The organism is Variovorax paradoxus, from assembly GCF_024734665.1.
Classification (GTDB): Bacteria; Pseudomonadota; Gammaproteobacteria; order Burkholderiales; family Burkholderiaceae_C; genus Variovorax.
In genome coordinates, this window is the sequence record NZ_CP102931.1 from 4,720,838 (window position 1) to 4,739,480 (window position 18,643).

The 18,643-nt window shown below is 68.6% G+C and carries 14 protein-coding genes; all 14 read left to right on the forward strand.

Annotated elements, in window-relative coordinates; all coding sequences use genetic code 11:
- The first annotated feature begins 2 nt into the window (after positions 1 to 2).
- The 14 genes from tssH (at position 3) to tssA (ending at position 18,616) form a co-directional block, all read left to right on the forward strand.
- Entirely contained in the window at positions 3 to 2,735 is a 2,733-nt protein-coding gene (gene tssH / locus NWF24_RS22365) for a type VI secretion system ATPase TssH (RefSeq protein ID WP_258350458.1), read from the forward strand.
- Between the two features lie 3 nt (positions 2,736 to 2,738).
- Positions 2,739 to 4,685 (forward strand): type VI secretion system Vgr family protein, encoded by a 1,947-nt coding sequence (locus NWF24_RS22370; protein WP_309148843.1) that lies wholly within the window; start codon positions 2,739 to 2,741, stop codon positions 4,683 to 4,685.
- A gap of 13 nt (positions 4,686 to 4,698) precedes the next feature.
- Positions 4,699 to 5,424 (forward strand): toxin-antitoxin system YwqK family antitoxin, encoded by a 726-nt coding sequence (locus NWF24_RS22375; RefSeq protein ID WP_258350459.1) that lies wholly within the window; start codon positions 4,699 to 4,701, stop codon positions 5,422 to 5,424.
- 3 nt (positions 5,425 to 5,427) lie between these two features.
- Positions 5,428 to 5,817: a DUF4280 domain-containing protein gene (locus NWF24_RS22380; RefSeq protein WP_258350461.1), complete on the forward strand. Its 390-nt coding sequence runs from the start codon at positions 5,428 to 5,430 to the stop codon at positions 5,815 to 5,817.
- Positions 5,818 to 5,846: 29 nt separating this feature from the next.
- Entirely contained in the window at positions 5,847 to 6,074 is a 228-nt protein-coding gene (locus NWF24_RS22385) for a hypothetical protein (protein WP_258350462.1), read from the forward strand.
- 17 nt (positions 6,075 to 6,091) lie between these two features.
- Entirely contained in the window at positions 6,092 to 7,099 is a 1,008-nt protein-coding gene (locus NWF24_RS22390; RefSeq protein WP_258350463.1) for an ABC transporter substrate-binding protein, read from the forward strand.
- A gap of 23 nt (positions 7,100 to 7,122) precedes the next feature.
- Positions 7,123 to 8,397: a dicarboxylate/amino acid:cation symporter gene (locus NWF24_RS22395; protein WP_093058209.1), complete on the forward strand. Its 1,275-nt coding sequence runs from the start codon at positions 7,123 to 7,125 to the stop codon at positions 8,395 to 8,397.
- A gap of 13 nt (positions 8,398 to 8,410) precedes the next feature.
- The gene (locus NWF24_RS22400; RefSeq protein ID WP_258350464.1) at positions 8,411 to 9,145 is read left to right on the forward strand and encodes an aspartate/glutamate racemase family protein; all 735 of its coding nucleotides are present in this window, start codon (positions 8,411 to 8,413) and stop codon (positions 9,143 to 9,145) included.
- Complete coding sequence (locus tag NWF24_RS22405) at positions 9,118 to 10,599, forward strand: dicarboxylate/amino acid:cation symporter (RefSeq protein WP_258350465.1); 1,482 nt, start codon at positions 9,118 to 9,120, stop codon at positions 10,597 to 10,599. The genes NWF24_RS22400 and NWF24_RS22405 overlap by 28 nt, the downstream gene beginning before the upstream one ends.
- Positions 10,596 to 11,072, forward strand: a complete 477-nt coding sequence (locus NWF24_RS22410) for a hypothetical protein (RefSeq protein WP_258350467.1) — start codon at positions 10,596 to 10,598, stop codon at positions 11,070 to 11,072. Before NWF24_RS22405 ends, NWF24_RS22410 begins: the two co-directional genes overlap by 4 nt.
- A gap of 65 nt (positions 11,073 to 11,137) precedes the next feature.
- Entirely contained in the window at positions 11,138 to 12,478 is a 1,341-nt protein-coding gene (gene tssK, locus NWF24_RS22415; RefSeq protein ID WP_258350468.1) for a type VI secretion system baseplate subunit TssK, read from the forward strand.
- 9 nt (positions 12,479 to 12,487) lie between these two features.
- The gene (locus NWF24_RS22420; RefSeq protein WP_093058205.1) at positions 12,488 to 13,249 is read left to right on the forward strand and encodes a DotU family type IV/VI secretion system protein; all 762 of its coding nucleotides are present in this window, start codon (positions 12,488 to 12,490) and stop codon (positions 13,247 to 13,249) included.
- Positions 13,250 to 13,289: 40 nt separating this feature from the next.
- Complete coding sequence (locus NWF24_RS22425) at positions 13,290 to 17,372, forward strand: type VI secretion system protein (protein ID WP_258350469.1); 4,083 nt, start codon at positions 13,290 to 13,292, stop codon at positions 17,370 to 17,372.
- The gene (gene tssA / locus NWF24_RS22430) at positions 17,357 to 18,616 is read left to right on the forward strand and encodes a type VI secretion system protein TssA (protein WP_258350470.1); all 1,260 of its coding nucleotides are present in this window, start codon (positions 17,357 to 17,359) and stop codon (positions 18,614 to 18,616) included. The genes NWF24_RS22425 and tssA overlap by 16 nt, the downstream gene beginning before the upstream one ends.
- Positions 18,617 to 18,643 lie beyond the last annotated feature (27 nt).

Here is an 18,643-nt window from a genome sequence, read left to right on the forward strand (position 1 = left end):
TCATGGACATCGACATCCGCACCCTGCTCGGCCGGCTCAACCCGGAATGCAAGCGCGCCATGGAACAGGCCGCCGAGCTGTGCGTGCAGCAGACTCACTACAACGTCGACCTCGAACACCTGCTGCTGAAGCTGGTGGACAACGACGCGCCCGACCTGCGGCTGGTGTTCGGCCGCTTCGGCCTGCGCCCCGACACCGTGCAGGCACAACTGCAGAAGTCGCTCGACACCTTCAAGCGCGGCAACGGCCGCACGCCGAGCCTGACGCCCGACTTCGCGCCGCTGTTCCAGGAGGCCTGGCTCATGAGCTCGATGCTGCTAGGCCAGCAGCACATCCGCTCGGGCACGCTGATGCTGGCACTGCTCGATGTAGACCGCCTGCGCGGCCGCCTGGTCGACGCCGCACCCGCGCTGCTGCAGATTCCGCGCGGCACGCTGCGCGATGAACTCGCCGGCCTGCTGCAATCGTCTCCTGAAGATGCGGCCGCCTCGGCACTGTCCGCCGCGCCGATAGCCTCGGCACCTGCCGCGAATCAGTCGGCTGCGCCATCGGCGCCAGACGCCGGTGCGCCTCCGCTGCAGATGCCCACCGCGCGCCGCAACAACTCGGCCACGCCCTCGCTTGACCAGTACACCGTCGACATGACGCAGCTCGCGCGCGACGGCGCGATCGACCCCATCCGTGGCCGCGACGGCGAGATCCGCCAGATCATCGACGTGCTGCTGCGCCGCCGCCAGAACAACCCCATCCTCACCGGCGAGGCCGGCGTCGGCAAGACGGCGGTGGTCGAAGGCTTCGCGCAACGCGTGGTGCAGGGCGACGTGCCGCCCGCGCTGCGCCAGGTGTCGGTGCGCTCGCTCGACCTGGCACTGCTGCAGGCGGGCGCCGGCGTGAAGGGCGAGTTCGAGAACCGGCTCAAGTCGGTCATCGCCGAGGTCAAGGCCTCGCCCACGCCGGTGATCCTGTTCATCGACGAGGCGCACCAGCTCATCGGCGCGGGCGGCGCCGAGGGCCAGGGCGACGCGGCCAACCTGCTCAAGCCTGCGCTCGCGCGCGGCGAGCTGCGCACCATCGCCGCCACCACCTGGGCCGAGTACAAGAAATACGTGGAGCGCGACCCGGCTCTGGCACGGCGCTTCCAGGTCGTGAAGGTCGAGGAGCCGAGCGAAGAAATCGCCATCGACATGCTGCGCGGCATGGTCGAAACGCTGGAGAAGCACCACGGCGTGGAGATCGTCGACGACGCCGTGCGCGAGGCTGTCAAGCTCTCGCACCGCTACATCACCGGCCGCCAGCTGCCCGACAAGGCCATCAGCGTGCTCGACACTGCCTGCGCGCGCGTGGCCATCGGGCAGAACGGGCTGCCGGCCGAGCTCGAATCGGCCGCGCGCGACATCTCCACGGGCGAGAGCGAGCTGCGCGTGCTGCGCCACGAGGCGGCCACCGGCGGCGACCACCAGGACGCGATCGCCACACTCACCGCGCGGCTCGACCTGCTGCGCCAGAAGCACAAGCGCCTGTCCGACAAGGTCGACGAGGAAAAGCACGCGGTGATGGAAATCGTCGCGCTGCGCCGCAAGATTTCTGACAGCCTGCGCGACAACGCACCACCGCCCGACGAGGAGAACGACCCCGCGCTGCTCACCGCCGCGCTGCGCCGCCTCGAGAAGGGCCTGGAGGCGCTGCAGAGCGACGAGCCCATGGTACCCGTGTGCGTCGACGGCGTGATGGTGGCCGAGGTCATCTCCGGCTGGACCGGCATTCCGGTCGGCAAGATGATGACCGACGAGCTGCACACGGTGCTCAACCTGAAGGAAAAGCTCGCCGAGCGCGTGGTCGGACAAGACGACGCGCTCGACGCCATCGCGCGGCGCGTGCGCACTTTCCGCGCCGACCTCGACGACCCCGGCAAGCCCGTGGGCGTGTTCATGCTGGTGGGCCCCAGCGGCGTGGGCAAGACCGAGACGGCCTTCGCGCTGGCCGACCTGCTGTATGGCGGCGAGCGCAACGTCATCACCGTGAACATGTCGGAGTTCCAGGAGGCGCACACCGTCTCCAGCCTCAAGGGCGCGCCGCCCGGCTACGTGGGCTACGGGCGCGGCGGCGTGCTGACCGAGGCCGTGCGCCGCCGCCCCTACAGCGTGGTGCTGCTCGACGAAATGGAGAAGGCCCACCCCGACGTGCTGGAGCTGTTCTTCCAGGTGTTCGACAAGGGCACGATGGAAGACGGCGAAGGCGTGCAGATCGACTTCAAGAACACGCTGATCCTGCTCACCTCCAACGCCGCACAGGACGTGATCACGCAGGCCTCGCAAGGCGGCCGCAGGCCCGACCCCGAGGAGCTTGTGGAGCGGCTGCGCCCCGAGTTGCTCAAGCAGTTCAGCCCCGCCTTCCTGGGCCGGCTGGCACTGGTGCCTTATCACCACCTTGGCGACGAGCAGATCCGCTCGATCGTGAACCTCAAGCTAGGCAAGCTGGCGCGGCGCTTCGCGCTGAACCACCACGCCGCCTTCACCTGGGACGTGCAGGTGGAAGACGCCATTACCGCGCGCTGCACCGAGGTGGACAGCGGCGCGCGCAACATCGACCACATCCTGGCCCATGCGGTGCTGCCCGAGCTGTCGCGCCAGGTGCTGGAGCGCATCTCGATGGCCGCCGCGTTCACCGCGGTGCACATGGGCATGGACGGCGACGGCGCGTTCGCCTTCAGCTTCGAACCGGCAACGCTGAGCTGATAGATGAACATGCGCGAAGGCTTCACCCAGCACGCCGCCTTCCTGACGGTGAAGACCGTGCTCGGGCCGGACGAACTGCTGCTCGACGCCTTCCAGGCCGCCGAGGGGTTGTCGCAGCTGTTCGCGTGCTCGCTCACCATGCGCTCCCCTTCGAGCGAGCTGAAGGCCGCCGACCTGATCGGCACCTCCGCCACGGTTGCGCTGCAACGGCCCGAGAAGGAAACCCGCTTCTTCAACGGCATCGTCTCGCGCTTCACCTACCTGGGCAGCAACCGGGACTTCGCGACCTACTCGCTCGAACTCGTGCCGCGCATGTGGCTGCTCACGCTGGGGCGCGACCGCGTCATCTACCAGAGCATGAGCACGCCCGACATCCTGCAGAAGGTGCTCGGCGAGTTCGGCGTGGCCTTCAGCACGCAGCTGCAGGGCACCTACGCACCTCGCGAATACTGCGTGCGCTACGACGAGACGGCCTTCGACTTCGTCTCGCGCCTGATGGAAGAGGAAGGCATCTTCTACTTCTTCACCTTCGCGGACGGCGCGCACACGCTGGTGCTGGCCGACAGCAACTCGGCGTGCATGCCCTGCCCCCACGCGGAAAAGCTCGTCATGCGCAACAGCGAGGAAGGCTACGCCCACACCCATGCCGTTACCCGCTTCGAGTCGGACGCCCGGCTGGTGACCAAGGACCAGGCGGTGGACGACTACGACTTCCTCACGCCCGACACCGATCTGCGGCAGCAGCACGATGGAAAGATCGGGCGCGGCCTCGACTACGAATATCCCTCGCGCGTGCCTGCGGCGGCCGGCGCGGCGCGCGCGCGCATCCGCCTGGAAATGCACCAGACCGGCAGCCAGTCGGGCCGCGGCGACAGCCATTGCCACTACCTGACGCCGGGCACCACCTTCACGCTGGAAGAGCATGCTCGCGAGGATCTCAACGTGAAGCACGTGGTGCACAGCGTGCGGCACCACGCCGAGCGCGAGCACTACAGCAACAGCTTCGAGACCCTGCCTCCCGAGCTGCCCTTTCGCCCGCAACGCCTCACGCCGCGACCGGTGGTGGCCGGCAACCATACGGCGCAGGTGGTGGGCCCGGCCGGCGAAGAAATCTGGACCGACGAGCACGGGCGCATCAAGGTGCAGTTTCCGTGGGACCAGCTGGGCAAGAAGAACGACAAGAGTTCGTGCTGGATCCGCGTCTCGCAGATGTGGGCCGGCAAGGGCTGGGGCGCCCTCTTCCTGCCGCGCATCGGGCAGGAGGTGGTCGTGAGCTATGTCGATGGCGATCCCGACCGGCCGCTGGTCTCGGGCAGCGTCTACAACGGCACGAACCCCACGCCGGTCACCCTGCCTGGCATGTCGTCGCAAAGCACGATCCGCTCGCGCTCGACCAAGACCGGCGACGCGGGCAACGAAATGCGCTTCGAGGACAAGAAGGGCTCCGAAGAGTTCTACCTGCACGCCCAGAAAGACATGCGCGTGGAAATCGAGAACGACCTGACCACCACGGTGATGGCCGGCAACGAGCTCCACACCGTCACAAAGGGCAACCGCACGGTCAAGGTCGACACGGGCAACGAAATCCACTCGGTGAAGGGCACACGCGCGCTGGACGTCACGGGCAACGAAACGCACGACAACAAGGCCAACTTCACGCAGACGGTCACCGGCAACTACGAGCTCAAGGTCACGGGCAACCTGGTGATCGACGTGACAGGCACCCTGCTCATCAAGTCGGCCCAGACGCTGGACCTGAAGGCCGGCACCGACCTGGGCGCCAACGCCGGCATCAACTTCAAGGCCGAGGCCGGCGTGGCGCTGTCGGCCAAGGGCGGCGCCTCGCTGTCGAACGAGGCGCCTTCGATCAGCAGCAAGGCCTCGGGCATGAACGCCGTCGAAGGCGGCGGCATGGTCACGCTCAAGGGCGGGCTGGTGAAGATCAATTGAACGATTGAACGCCATGGCACTTCCTTCCCTCCCAACAAAAGACCTGGCCTCGGTGCCCGAGGCCGTGGTGCGCGAAGCCCTCGACGGTGCAGGCCAGACGGTGGTGCGCGCGTCGTTCCTGGGCGACGTGCCGCACGGGCCGATGCAGGTGTTCTCGGCCGCGGGCAAGCCCGCGATGGAGGCTTCTTATCAAGCCGGCGTGCCGCACGGCGCCATGCGCCTGTTCGACGAACGCGGCCAGCTGCTGCAGGAAACGCAGCGCTTCGGCGGCGTGGCCGAAGGCACCACGCGCAGCTACTACCCCAGCGGCAAGCTCATGCAGACGCACCAGCACGTGCGCGGCACGCTGCACGGCGATGCCGTGGCATACGCCGAGTCAGGCGACGTCACGGCGCGGCTGCGCTACGTGGCCGGCCGCCTCGAAGGCGAAGCCACCTACTACAACGAAGGCCGCATGGTGCGGCGCGAGCAGTACCGCGCCGGCCTGCTCAACGGTGAAGTGCTCGACTACCTGGCAAGCGGCGGCGTGGCGCAGTCGTCCACCTACGTGGCCAGCGTGCTGCACGGCCCGCTGCAGCGCTTCTGGCCCAACGGGCAGCTGATGGAAGAAATCGCCTACCGCCAGGGCAAGCCGCACGGCAACCCGCGCCGCTTCGACCAGACGGGCCGCGAGGTCGTGGAGACGGCCGCATCGCCGGGCTTCATGAAGAGCCTGGAAAAAATCGTGAGGGGAGGCTGAGCCATGGGCATGCACGTCTGCATGGGGGCCACGCTGCAGTGCAGCTTCGGCGCCGCGCCTTCCAACCTCGTGGTGCTGCCGGTGAACGCGGTGGTCACCAGCGGCGTGCCGGCCGCCACCATCATGGACAACAAGCCGATCGCCAACATCCTGCCCTTCGGCACCTGCAACAGCATGTCGAACCCGATGGTGGCCGCAGCCACCGCCGCCGCGCTCGGTGCCTTCACGCCGATGCCCTGCATTCCGGTGACGGCCGCGCCCTGGGCACCCGGCTCGCCCACGGTGCTGGTCGGCAGCATTCCCGCCCTGCAGGACAGCTCGAAGCTCGCATGCAACTGGGGCGGCGTGATCCAGGTCGTCGTGCCGGGGCAGTTCACTTCAATGGTCCCCTGACCTGGTCACCACCTACTCCTGCCCACCCCATGTCTCAATACGTTTTCACGATGAGCTCCCGCATGGTCGCCATCACGGTGACCTGCCTGGTGCTGCTGTGCGTCCTGCTGTTCCTGATGGGCGTGGAGATCGGCAAGCTGCTGGCGCCCGCGCCCATCGCTGCTGCTCCTGCCGTCACGGCGCCCGCGCCAATGCAGTCGCCCTCCCCCGCACCTGCCCCCGCAGCCGCGCCGGCTCCCGCCGCCTCCACCCAATGACCAAAGTAGATCCAAGCATGTCGAACAACACACGACACCTCACGGGCATGCACAGCGCGCTGCGTCGCCTCGCCCTTCCGACATTGCTGGCGCTGGCCGGCCTCTGCGCGGGCGGCCCCGCTGGCGCGGCAGGCGAACGGCCCGTGGCGCAGGGCGTGATCGCCGTGCCCGCCGCACTCGCTGCGCCTGCCGCCGCAGCGCCCGCGTTTCCGGTCGAGCCGGCAGCCCCCGTCGCGCCACCGGCGCCCGTGCTCACCAACGGCCTCGTGCGCGTGCCCGACGGCCGCCTGCTCGCGCCCGACATCGCGCGCATCGTGACGCGCGGCGAGCTCGTGGTGGCCATGCTCAAGGTCGACACGCCGCCGTTCTTCTTCTTCGACGACGCCGGCCAGTGGACCGGACTCGAGGTCGGCCTTGCGCAGTCGCTCGCCAAGGAGCTGGGCGTGAAGCTGCGCTTCAACCGCGAGGCCGGCACCTTCAACGCGGTGGTCGACCTGCTGGCCAACGGCCAGGCCGACCTGGCCATCAGCAAGCTGTCGCGCACGCTGGCGCGCACGCAGACCATTGCGTTCAGCGACGCCTACCTCACGCTGAACCACTCGCTGATCTTGAACCGCATGAAGTTCGCGCAGATCTCGCACGGGCGGCCTCTGCCGGAGGTCATTCGCAACTTCAACGGCAGCATCGGCGTGATCGCCAAGTCGTCTTTCGCGGACTACGCGCGCACCAACTTCCCGCACGCCAAGGTGCAGGAGTTCCCGACCTGGAACGAGGTGCTGGTGGCCCTGCACAAGGGCGAGATCGTGAGCGCCTACCGCGACGAGTTCGAGGTCAAGCGCGTGCTCAAGGCCGACCCGACCGTGTCGCTCGTGCTGCGCACCGTGACGCTGAAGGATCTTGAAGACACGCTGGGCATCGGCGTGGCCGTGACCGACACCACGCTGCTGGCCTACGTCAACCAGTTCCTCGCCCAGCGCACCGAGAAGCTGGACATCCAGAAGGTGCTGCAGGCACTCGACCGCTGAGCCGCAAAGAACACGCACCCATCATGAATTCCTCCAAGCTCTACGCCTTCGTCCTCAACCCCTGGGTCGTGATCATCAGCCTCGGGGCCGGCGTGGCCTTCGGCATGCTCGCGCCCCCGCTCGCGACCACCCTGAGTTTCGTGGGCGACATCTACGTCGACCTGCTGAAGATGATCACGCTGCCCTTCATGGTCTCGGCCGTGATCTTCAGCCTGCAGCGGCTGTTTCGCGACGGCGGCACGGCCAGCCTGCTGGGGCGCGTGGCGCTGGTGTTCCTCGCGTTCTCGGCCTTCGTGGCCATTGCCGGCGCGGCCACGCTGCTGCTGCTTCGCCCCGGCGAGAACCTGCCGGCCAGCACCATGCAGACCTTCGGCCAGATCGTCGGCGGCGACCTGAGCGCCAGCGACACGGCCATGAGCCTGCGCGGCACCGACGAAGTGAAGAAGACCGCCAGCTTCGCCGACATGCTGGTGAGCCTGGTGCCCGCCAACATCTTCACGGCACTGGCCAACGGCGACACGCTCAAGACGCTGGTGTTCGCGCTGCTGTTCGGCCTGGCGGTGGGGCACGTGCCCACGCGCATTTCAGACGGCCTCACGCAGGCGCTCGAAACCGTCTATCACGCCTGCCAGACGCTGATGCGCTGGCTGAGCTTTCCACTGCCGGTGGTGCTGTTCTGCATGAGCGCGGCGCAGCTGGGCAAGACGGGCATAGAGCCGCTGCGCGCGATGGGTGCCTTCGTGCTGGCTTTCCTGGTGGTGTCGACGGTGCTGCTGGCGGTGGCCTGCGTGATCATCTGGAAGCGCTCCAACGGCACGCTGGGGCAAACGCTCAACGCCATGCGCGGCCCCTTCGCGCTGGCGCTGGCCACGCGCAGCAGCGCCACCTGCATGCCGATCATGATCGAGAGCCTGGTCACGCGGCTGGGCTTCGCGCGCTCGCGGGTCGAGCTGCTGGTGCCGCTCACGGTGTCGCTGCTGCGCATCGGGCCGGTCGTGTACTACGTGTGCGCCACGCTTTTCATCGCGCAGATCTACGGCCGCTCGCTGTCGCCGGTGGAAATCGGCATCGTGCTCACCTCCTCGGTGCTCGCGGGCTTTGCCTCGGCGGGCATGACGGGGCTGGTGACGGTGTCGCTGATCGGCATGACCTGCACCTACCTGGGCCTGCCCTTCGAGGCGGCGTTCATCCTGTTCCTGGCGGTGGACCCGGTGTGCGACATGCTGCGCACGCTGGTGCTAGTCATCGGCAACACCGCGGCCGTCGCTGTCGTGTGCCCCCGGCCACTGAAGATCTAGAGGGCACGCACTCATGTCACGCATCGGCGTTCTCGGCGGCATGGGCCCATCGGCAACGGTGGACTTCATGGAAAAGATCATCCAGCTCACTCCCGCCACGCGCGACCAGGAGCACCTGCCGGTGATCGTGGCGAACCTGCCGCACGTGCCGGACCGCTCCAGCGCCATCCTGGGCACGGGGCCCGACCCGCTGAGCTCGCTGCTCGCGGGCATTGACGTGCTCAACGACATCGGCGTGGGCGTGATCGCGATTCCCTGCAACTCGTCGCATCACTGGTATGCGCAGATGGTCGAGCACAGCCGGGCACCGGTGATCCACATCGCGCAGTCGTGCGTGGCCGCCATTGCCACGGCACCGAACGAACGGCCGGTGCGGGTGGCGGTGCTCGCCACGCGAGGCGCGCTGGCCTCGGGCTTCTACCAGCAGGCGCTGCGCGAACGCGGCATCGACTTTCTCGTGCCCGACGCCACGACCGGCCAGGACCACGTGGACGCCTGCATTCGCGCCGTAAAGGGCGGCGACGTGCAGGCCGGCGCGGCAGCCTTCGAGCTTGCGCTGGAAGCACTGGCCGCCACCGGCGCCACCGCGGTGATCATGGGCTGCACCGAATTGCCGATCGCCGCGAAGGCCGCGAACGCCGCCGGGCACAGCGCCCTGACGCTGATCGACAGCTCGCTGGAGCTGGCCCGTGCCACGGTCGCTTTCGCACTCGACAAGGGATGGAACAAGCCGACATGGGTTTCCTGACGCGCATGTCCCACAGCCTGCTCGCCCTGCTTCTGTGCATGGCGGCAGGCGGTGTCGTGGGCGTCTATGCGCCCATGGTGGGCGACGTGGGGTACACGGCGGCGCAGGTCTACCTGGCAATCGTGAGCATGGCGGCCATTCCGCTGCTGGTGGTCGCCACCTTCTTCGGCCTGCGCCAGACCATGGGGCTGCCCTTTCCGGGACGGCGCATCGCGATGATCGCGGGCCTTGCATTGCTGCTGGTGATGAGCTGCGCGGGCACCGGGCTGGCGCTGGGCTGGATCAACGCGCCGGGCGCGCACCTGGACGCCGAATCGCGCGAGCACCTGGGCGAACTGGTGCAGCAGGCCGGCGACGGCGGCGACCTCGAAATGCGCCTGCACGACAGCAGCACGCAGGCAACGGCCATCGAGCGCCCCCGCGTCACGCTGGTGCCCGACAACTTCTTCCGCGTGCTGGTGGAGGGGCGCTCGCTGGGCATCCTGTCGTGCGCGCTGCTGTTCGGCCTGGCCTTTGCCGCGCTGGCGCGCACGCAGCACGCCGCGCTCAACCACATGTTCGAGGGCATCTACCGCACGCTTGAACTCATCATCGCGCGCGCCAACATCCTGCTGCCGGTGGTGGCCTTCGGAATGTCGGCGCACGTGTTCGCGCAGACCGACGCGGTGACGATCCGCGCCATGAGCGGCTTCCTGCTGCACTTCGTGGCGCTGGTGGCGCTGCTGGCCGTGGGCGCCATCGCGGTGATCCACCGGCGCGGCAACCAGCCGCTGGCCGACGTGCTGCAGCACCTGAAGACGCCGATGCTGGTGAGCCTGATGTCGTCGAGCACCACGGCCAGCATTCCGCACACCATCGAGGCGATGAGCGCGCGGCTGGGCTTCAGCCGCGGCATCGTGGAGCTGGTGGTGCCCACCGCCTCGGTGTTCCTGCGCGCGGGCTCGGCGCTGTACTACGTGCTGCTGGCGCTGTTCGTGGCCAACCTCTACGATCGCACGCTCAGCGCGGCCGACATCGGAATGATCGGCATGGGCGCGACGGTTGCGGCCTTCGCCTCGGCGGGCAACAACAGCCTGACCAACGTGGGCTACGCGGGCATCGTGCTGGCGATGCTGCAGCTGCCCATCGAGGCCGCGCTGGCGCTGTTCCTGGCCATCGACCTGATCTGCGAGGGGCCGCGCAACCTGCTGACGCTGCTGGCCACCTGCGTGCTGATTTCCGTCGTATCGGCGGGCCTGCCGTCGGAGCGTGTCACGGCGCCTGCCGCAGACGTGGCACCCGCGAAGCCGCTGCGCTTCGTGCTCACGCGCGGAAACGTCATGCTGCTGGCGGGCTGCAGCGTGCTGGCCTCCCTGCTGATTTTGCTGATGGGCATTGCCGTGGGAGCGCGGCAGGCGCAGCCCTCTGCCGCGTATGCGACTTCGGCCGCGGCGAACCCTGGAATCTCGCGATGAACCGCACAAAGACTTCTCTCTTCAGATGGATCGCCGCCCTGCTGCTGCTCTCGCAGCTGGCCGCATGCGGCAGCCTGTTTCCCAAGGGCACGCGCGTGAACTGGAGCGAGCTCACGCTGTCGGCCTCGCCCGACGCCAACCAGAACAGCCCGGTGGCGGTCGACGTGGTGATGGTGCTCGACGACACCATGCTCGCCCGCATCACCGAGCTCACCGCAGCCAAGTGGTTCGGCGCGCGCGCCGACCTGCAGAAGACCTTTCCGCAGAGCCTGTCGTACCTCTCGTGGGAGCTGGTGCCGGGCCAGACGATTCGCGTGCCCTCCAGCGCCTTCGGCTCGCAGCGCGTGGCGGCCGTGCTCGTCTTCGCGAACTACACCACACCCGGCGCCAATCGCGTGCGGGTGGAAGACCTCAAGGGCGCCGTTGTCGCCCGCTTCGACGTTCAAAGCTTCGACGTGTCGACCACACGCTGAACAACCCGGACCCTCGCCAGTGAACACCGCATTCCATCTTTCTTCTTCCTGCGCAGGAGCCCGCCATGTCTGACGTGCACAGCGCCTCCCCCATCACCGATCGCATCGAGTGGCATGAAGGCATGCTGCTGTCGCCTCAGCACTTCCAGCAGCTCTCGGCGCGCACCGATTCCCTCGTGGCCTGGCAGACGCTGGCCGCCGCGCCCTTCAGCTGGGGCGTGCGCCGCCTGGTGTTCGACCAGGGCCTGCTGCCCGCAGGCCTGCTGCGCGTGCTGGCGCTCGACGCCATCCTGCCGGACGGCACAGCCGTGCAGTACTCGGCCGCCGAGGCCGCGCACGGTGCGCTCGAACTCTCGCTCGCACCGCATAAAGACCAGCTGGCCGTTGAGCCGCTCGACATCTACCTCACGCTGCCGGTTGCCGGCCCCGCGCGGCATCGTGGTGCGACCGTGCGCTTTCGCTCGGTGTCCGGTGCGCCGGTGGAAGACGCCGTGTCCGACGCCGAGCCCGCGAACATCCCCCGCATGCTGCCGCGCCTGGCGCTCAGCGCGGGCGCGGTGCCTCCCGGCACGCACGTACATCTGCGCCTGGGCCAGGTGTTCAAGGACAACGAAGTTGTGAAGCTCGGCGACGCGCAGCCGCCGCTGCTCGAAGTAGCGCGCGACAACCCGCTGTGGACTGCGGCCGCCGGCCTGCTGGGCCAGCTGCGCGGCAAGGCGGCCTTCGTCGCGAAGCAGACGGCTGTGCCCTCTTCACGCGTGGACGACCGCCTCGCGCACCTCGAACTGAAGGACCGGCTGCGCAGCCTGCTTTCGGGCCTGCCGCATGCCGAGGCCGTGCTGCGCACGCCGCACCTGCATCCGCTGCCGATGTACTGGTCGCTGTGCGCGCTGCTGGCATCGCTGAGCCTGCTGCGGCCCGGCGGCCTGCCGCCGGTGCCGATGGACTATGACCATGCGAACCCCTCGCGCGTGTTCCAGCCGCTGCTGCTGGCGCTGCGCGACGCGGTGTCCGAAGTGAGCCAGGAGTACCGCGAGCACAAGTTCGAGTTTCGCCAGGGCGCATTCGAGACCACGCTGCAGCCGCAGTGGCTGGCCGGCACGCGCATCGTGGTCGGCCTGCGCGGCCAGTCCGACAAGGATCTGCTCGCCTGGATGGACAGCGCCATCGTCGGCGCGCAGTCGGCCTACCCCTCGTTGCGCGAACGCCGCGTGCTGGGCGCTGTGCGCCGGCCCATCGAATCGGCCGACGAGCTCGGCCTGCGCCCCGGCTCGGGCTACCTGCTCTACGCGATCCAGACCAGCGCCGCGCTGACAGTAGCCGGCGAACTGCTGGTGATCGCCAACGCGAACGAAGGCGCTACCGCGCAGCCTCCGCAGGAAATCGTGCTGTTCATCAAAGACTGATCGACCCCCATGGCACGCACCCTTCCCGACCTCGCGGTCGACGACCACATTACCAAGCAGTTCCGCGCGTTCTACGACGAGATCGTGAAAGCGCGCGACCGCACCGCCGAATCGCGCGAGACCGACATCGACATGGTGGCGCAGGCGCTGGCCCGCCACCTTGAGAACCTGCTCGAGCTGCAGTCGCTCGAATCGCGCCGCGAGAGCACGCGCTTCGAGCTGGAGAACGTGGCCGACGCACGCTACCTCAAGGCCGCGCTGGCCGACGAGATCCTGCTGCACACGCCGTGGATAGGCCGCGAGCGCTGGACCGCGCACCTGCTGGAGTCTTCGCTGTTCCGCACCAACATCGCGGGCGACCTGGTGTTCAGCCGCATCGAAGAACTGCTGTCGGGCCGCGAGCCTTCGCGCCGCGACATCGCGCGGCTGTATCTCTTTGCGCTGGCGCTGGGCTTCCAGGGCAAGTACCGCGGCGGCGGCGAAGAAGCGCGCCTGCTCGGCTACCGCGAGGAGCTGTTCCAGTTCGTCTACCAGCGGCAGGCCGACTTCTCGGGCCGCGACCGCGTGGTGTCGGAGCGGGCCTATGCGAGCACGCTCTCGCACATCGCGCCGCGCAAGCTGCCCACGCTGAGCCGCTGGACGGTGCTGTTCCTGCTGTGTACCGCCTCGCTGCTCGCGGTGTCGGAGCTGTTGTGGCTGTGGCAGTCGTGGCCGGTGCGGCAGGTGCTGCAGCCGGGCGCGGTCGATGCATCGGGGGCCTACCAGCGATGAACGACTTGCGCCATTCAAAGAGCCCCAGGAGGTCGTCGCCATGCTGACAGACCAGCTCTTCCTCATTTCCATCGCAGTGCTCACGCTGGTGGTGCTGCTCGTGCTCGGCATGGTGCTGTACTTTGCGGCGCGCCGCTCGCACGCCAAGCCGTCGAGCGATCCGAAGGTCGCGCGCATCCGCTTCGACTCGCTGCGCAGTTCGTTCCGCCAGGCCGTCGAGCTGATCGAAGGCAACATCGCTTCGCGCGCCGACCGCTACGGCATTCCGTGGATCATGCTGCTCAACGAGGGCGACGACCACCGCCAGTTGCCCATCGAGCAATCGGGCGTGGCGAGTGCGCTGAGCACGGAGTCAGCCTCTGCCGCGACCACGCAGGGCATCTCGTGGCACTTCTTCGACCGCGGCGTGGTCATCGACATCCAGGGCGCCTACCTCGGCTCGCCCGATGACGACGATGCCTCCGAGAAGCCATGGGACGAGTTCCTGGGCATGTGCCGGGCCTACCGGCCGCAGCGGCCGTTCGACTCGGTGGTCATCACCATTCCGGCGGCGCTGCTGCTCGACGACAGCACCGACGGACGGCTCGAACTCTCCAAGCGCGCCAAGCTCGCGCACCGCCGCCTGTGGCTCGCGCAGAACCGCTTCGCGATGCGCTTCGCGGTGTACGTGCTGATCACCGGCGCGGAACATCTCGAAGGCTTCAGCGCCTTCGCGAGCTCCCTGCCCGAGCCGCTGCGCGCGAGCATGCTGGGCTGGTCGTCGCCTTACGACCTGTCGACCACCTACCAGCCGGGCTGGGTCGACGAGGCGGTGGGCACCGTGGTGCGTTCGGTGTCCGACGTGTCGGCCGAGCTCTTCGCCACCGACACCGCGCCGCAGGGCGCCGGCCCGCAGCTGCTGCTGCCTTCGCGCATCGAGGCACTGCGGGGCCAGCTGCAGCTGTACGTTGACGAGCTGATGCGTCCGAGCGCGTATCACGAGCCCTTCTTCTTCCGCGGCATCTACCTGACGGGTGACAGCGGCGAATCGGCGCAGGCTGTTGCCGCCATCGACGCCGAGCACGACAGCTACGGCCAGAAGGACCTCGAGCCCATCGGCGGCGACCTGATCGCGCAGCTGATGCGCCAGCCGGCATTCCTGCGTGACCTGTTCGAGAAGAAGATCTTTCTCGAATACGGGCTCACGCGGCCGTCGCGCACACAGACGCTGGCGCGCCCGGTGCTGCACAGCGCGCTGCGTTGGACGGCGATCCTGTTCCTCAGCGGCTGGGGCATTGGCCTGGTTGTGGCCACATGGCAGCTGCACCGGCACAACAGCACGCTGGTGTCGGCGCTCTCGCAGCTGCAGCACGACGCGCAGTACCGCATGCGTGCACTGCAGCGCGGCGAGACTATTCCGACCGCGTGGTACCGCAACAAGGCGCTGTCGCTGCTGGCCATGAACGAGCGGCTGCGCACCGACGGCACGTATTCCTTCTTCATGCCCGGCTCGTGGCGGCCCTTCGACGACCTGAACGAACGCGTGATAGAGCGCATCGAGCGCGAGTTCGGCGACATCGCAGTGAGCACGCTGCGCCGCGAGCTGATGGCCCGCGTGAGCCAGCTGAGCGGCGTGGAGCAGGACGAGGCCACCGGCGAATTCATCGTCGGCGCCAACTGCAGCCTGCCGCCGAGCTTCAAGACCATTGGCGATGCGCCGCGCAAGAACGGCCTGCTGGTGGAAGACCAGCCCGAGTTCGGCGCTCTGCAGCGCTATCTTGGTTCGGCCGAACAGCTCGACACCGCACTGCAGGCGGTGGAGCGCCTGCGCCAGCCCTCCACCGGCAACGCGGAAGACCTGCGCGTGGCCGTGCGCTACGCGCTGGGCGCCGAACTGCCCGCCGACCTGAGCCGCAACCTGCGCTACTTCCGCCAGGCGGCAGAGGGCAAGGCGCTGGCGATTCCGCTGACACCGGTGCAGTCGGCGCTGCGCTGCGCGCTCGACAAGGGCACGGCGCAGCTCGACACGCGACTGTTCGTCAACAACGAGCTGCTGGTGTCCGAGCAGTCGCTGGGGCGGCTGCTGCCATCGCTTGCCAGTGCGGGCACCTTCGCGCGCACCACGGCCAGCTATCGCGAAGTGATCGCCGCCATCAAGGACCAGGAAGACCTGGTCGCCTCGGGCAAGGGCGGCTGGATGCGCCAGCCGGTGCTGGTGCTGGGCGCTTCATACGACCGCACGATCGCGCGCATCGAGCAGAACCGCCTGCTGGGGCAGGAGCCGGCCGATGCGGTGCGCGGCCGCGCGCAAGATGCCTTCCAGAAATTCCGCGCCGAGTTCAACCTGCGCTTCGGCGGCGCGCAGCCCGGCCTCGTGTGGCAGGACAAGGAAGGCCGCTTCGCACTGGCGCCCGAACGCATCGCGCTGCGCGACGCGCTCACCGCGTTGCTGGCGCAGCCCTTCATGGCCGCCGCACGCGACCGCGAGCTGCCGGGCGCGGGCCTGCGCTCGACGACCACGTGGGACCTCATGCGGCTCGACCAAGCGCTGGCCGTCGGCGACATCCGCAAGCGCTACATGACCGACGGCATGACAGCCTTTCCGGCCACGGTTCGCCCGGGCGTCGAGAGCGCGCTGAACGCGCACTTCGCGCAACTGGTGGTCGACCAGGTGGCCGAGGCCGCGACCGGTGCCAACGACGGCATGCGCCCCACGTCGGGCGCGCTGATGGCCACCGACACGCAGGCTGCGGCTTATGAAGCCTCGCGCCAGCGCCTGGCCAAGATACAGGCGCTGCTGTACGAGATGGGCGCCGGTCCGCGCGCCGAAGACCTGCGCGCGATGATGTCGCGCGACGCGCTGCAACGCCTGGAAGGCGTGGACGAAGCCTTCAACCAGTCGGAGCTGTACGCCATGCGCGGACGCGACTTCCAGGGCTGGCGCGGCGAGCGCGGGCCGATGCTGGTCGCCTTCGGCGTGCCGGACACGGGCTCGCTCGCGGCCTACCTGGGCCAGCAGTTCAATCGCACCGAAACGCTGGGCAAGCTGGCCGACAGCTACATCGCGGCGCTCGACGGCGCGGGTGCGGGCTCGGTGCTCGCGCAGCGCTGGCAGGCGATCAATCGCGACCTGGAGCGCTACCGGCTGAAGAACCCGAACAGCAGCCTGCTGCTGCTCGAGCAGTTCCTCGGCACGACCGGCGCCGAGATCGACCGCGAGACCTGCGCCGCCAAGCTGGCCGGCAAGGCGCCTGCAGCACGCATCGGCGACTACTTTGCCGACCGCCACCAGCAGATCTACAGCGCCCTGCTCGCGCGCTGCTACGAGCTGCAGTTCGGCGACCAGCAGGAGTTGTGGACGCAGTTCTCCACGCGCTTCAACCGCTCGCTGGCGGGCCGGCATCCGTTCGGCGCGGCGACGGGCCGCGCCTTCGATCTGGCCGACCCGGCGGACGTGAACGACCTCGCGCGGGCCTTCGACCCGCTGTCGCGCGCGTTGAAGGACAACCGCACCGACGGCACCGTGCGCACCTCGGCCATGCCGGGGACGGCCGCGCGCCGCTTCGCCGAGCAGTTCGGCCGCGCACGCGACTTCATGCTGCCGCTGTTCCCGACCGAAGAAGGCGCCGCGCCGGGCTATGACCTGAGCGTGGACTTCCGCGTGAACACCGGTGCCGAGATCGAGGGCAACAAGATCATCGACTGGTCCTTCGAGGTCGGCGACCAAGTGCTCAAGCAGCGCGACCCACCGCGCACGCTGCGCTGGGAATACGGCATGCCGGTGGCGCTGGTGCTGCGCATCGCGAAAGACTCGCCGCTGGTCGCGCGCGCCGACCCGCAGCAGCACGCATTGCTGACCGACGGACAGACCGTGAGCTTCCGCTTCGCGGACCCGTGGGCGCTGTTCACGCTGGCGCAGCGCCAGCGTGAAGCCGACACGGTGCAACGGCCGGACGGCCGCTCGCAGCTGCTGAAGTTCGAGTTTCCGCTGGTGGCCCAGTCGGCTGGCGACACCGCCCAGTCGCCTGCGGGAGGACGCGCGCGCGTATTCCTGCGCGTTGCCGCAAGCCCCGCCGGCAAGAAGACCGCCCTGATCTGGCCCGCCGCGTTCCCGATGCGCGCCCCTGAATGGAACACGCCCTGATGGCCGCCGTGCTCGCTCCCCTGAACACCGAGGCCGCCAACGGCTTCGCACCCGACCTCGCGGCCTTCCTGGCGCCGCTGCAAATCGAAGGCGAAGGCCCCGCCGGGCCGCCGCTGCGCTACGACCCGGTGTACTCCCGCATCCGCGATGCGCGCATGGAGGAAGACGCCAGCCTGCCGATGGGCGAATGGACGCGCCCGCTCAAGAAGGCCGACTGGCGCGCCACCGAGATGCTCTGCGCCGAGGTGCTGCAGCGGCGCAGCAAGGACCTGCAGGTGGCCGCGTGGCTCACCGAGGCGTGGGTGCATCGCCATGCGATCGACGGGCTGATCGCGGGCACGCGGCTGCTCGAAGGGCTGGCGCGCGACTTCTGGCAAGACGTGCATCCATGCATTGGAGAAGACGGCGACGCCGACATGCGAACGGCCACCTTCGTGTGGCTCAACGACACCCTCGCGCAGACCTTGCTGATGCGCGTGCCGCTGCTCGCGTGGCCGGATTTCTCCCCGCCCTTCATCAACCTGGGCGACTGGCAGCGCGCGCTGACCACCGAGTTCGGCGCCGGTGCGGCCGCCGCCGCAGGCAACGCCAAGTCGAAGGCAAAGGACGTGGCCGAGGAGCCGAACGCGCAGACGGTATCGCGCCAGGACATCCTGGACCACGCAGCGCGCGACCTGCATGCGCTTGCCGCGCTCGACGACCGGGTGGCGCTGGCCGCCGACATCTGGCAGGAGCTGACAGCCCTGCTCGACGAACGCTTTGGCGCCGATGCGCCCAGCCTTTCGAAGGTGGCGGAGATGCTGGCGCGCATGCGGCAAGCGCTGCGCAGCCTGCTGCAGGAGCGCGACCCGCGCGACGAAGAAGAGCCAGAAGAGCCGGCCATGCCGGTGGAGCCGTCCGCCAGCTGGGCGGCATATGCATCAACTCCCGCTGCGACCTCGATGGACGACAACGACATGAGCGAAGCCCCTCTTTCTCCTTCTCCCATCTCTCCTCCTTCCGGGCCGCTGCCGCAAGCCGCGGCGAGCGGGCGCATCGGCAGCCGTGCCGAGGCCTACCAGTTGCTGGAGCTGGCCGCCGCCTACCTGATGCGCGAGGAGCCGCACAGCCCGACGCCCTACCTCGTCAACCGCGCGGTGGCCTGGGGGCGCATGCCATTGCCTCAACTGATGCAGGAGGTGTTGCGCGAGGACGGTGACCTGAACCGCTTCTTTTCGATCATCGGCGTCAGGCCCGATGCATAGAGACGAGGCGGCGATCTTGTTTTTCTG

What these genes read in the sequence shown, in the direction of transcription:
- NWF24_RS22395 (WP_093058209.1), top strand. Translation starts at nt 7,123, where the DNA reads ATGAATTCCTCCAAGCTCTACGCCTTCGTCCTCAACCCCTGGGTCGTG.
- NWF24_RS22375 (WP_258350459.1), top strand. Translation starts at nt 4,699, where the DNA reads ATGGCACTTCCTTCCCTCCCAACAAAAGACCTGGCCTCGGTGCCCGAG.
- NWF24_RS22370 (WP_309148843.1), top strand. Translation starts at nt 2,739, where the DNA reads ATGAACATGCGCGAAGGCTTCACCCAGCACGCCGCCTTCCTGACGGTG.
- tssH (WP_258350458.1), top strand. Translation starts at nt 3, where the DNA reads ATGGACATCGACATCCGCACCCTGCTCGGCCGGCTCAACCCGGAATGC.
- NWF24_RS22405 (WP_258350465.1), top strand. Translation starts at nt 9,118, where the DNA reads ATGGAACAAGCCGACATGGGTTTCCTGACGCGCATGTCCCACAGCCTG.
- NWF24_RS22380 (WP_258350461.1), top strand. Translation starts at nt 5,428, where the DNA reads ATGGGCATGCACGTCTGCATGGGGGCCACGCTGCAGTGCAGCTTCGGC.
- tssK (WP_258350468.1), top strand. Translation starts at nt 11,138, where the DNA reads ATGTCTGACGTGCACAGCGCCTCCCCCATCACCGATCGCATCGAGTGG.
- NWF24_RS22425 (WP_258350469.1), top strand. Translation starts at nt 13,290, where the DNA reads ATGCTGACAGACCAGCTCTTCCTCATTTCCATCGCAGTGCTCACGCTG.
- NWF24_RS22390 (WP_258350463.1), top strand. Translation starts at nt 6,092, where the DNA reads ATGTCGAACAACACACGACACCTCACGGGCATGCACAGCGCGCTGCGT.
- NWF24_RS22420 (WP_093058205.1), top strand. Translation starts at nt 12,488, where the DNA reads ATGGCACGCACCCTTCCCGACCTCGCGGTCGACGACCACATTACCAAG.
- tssA (WP_258350470.1), top strand. Translation starts at nt 17,357, where the DNA reads ATGGAACACGCCCTGATGGCCGCCGTGCTCGCTCCCCTGAACACCGAG.
- NWF24_RS22410 (WP_258350467.1), top strand. Translation starts at nt 10,596, where the DNA reads ATGAACCGCACAAAGACTTCTCTCTTCAGATGGATCGCCGCCCTGCTG.
- NWF24_RS22400 (WP_258350464.1), top strand. Translation starts at nt 8,411, where the DNA reads ATGTCACGCATCGGCGTTCTCGGCGGCATGGGCCCATCGGCAACGGTG.
- NWF24_RS22385 (WP_258350462.1), top strand. Translation starts at nt 5,847, where the DNA reads ATGTCTCAATACGTTTTCACGATGAGCTCCCGCATGGTCGCCATCACG.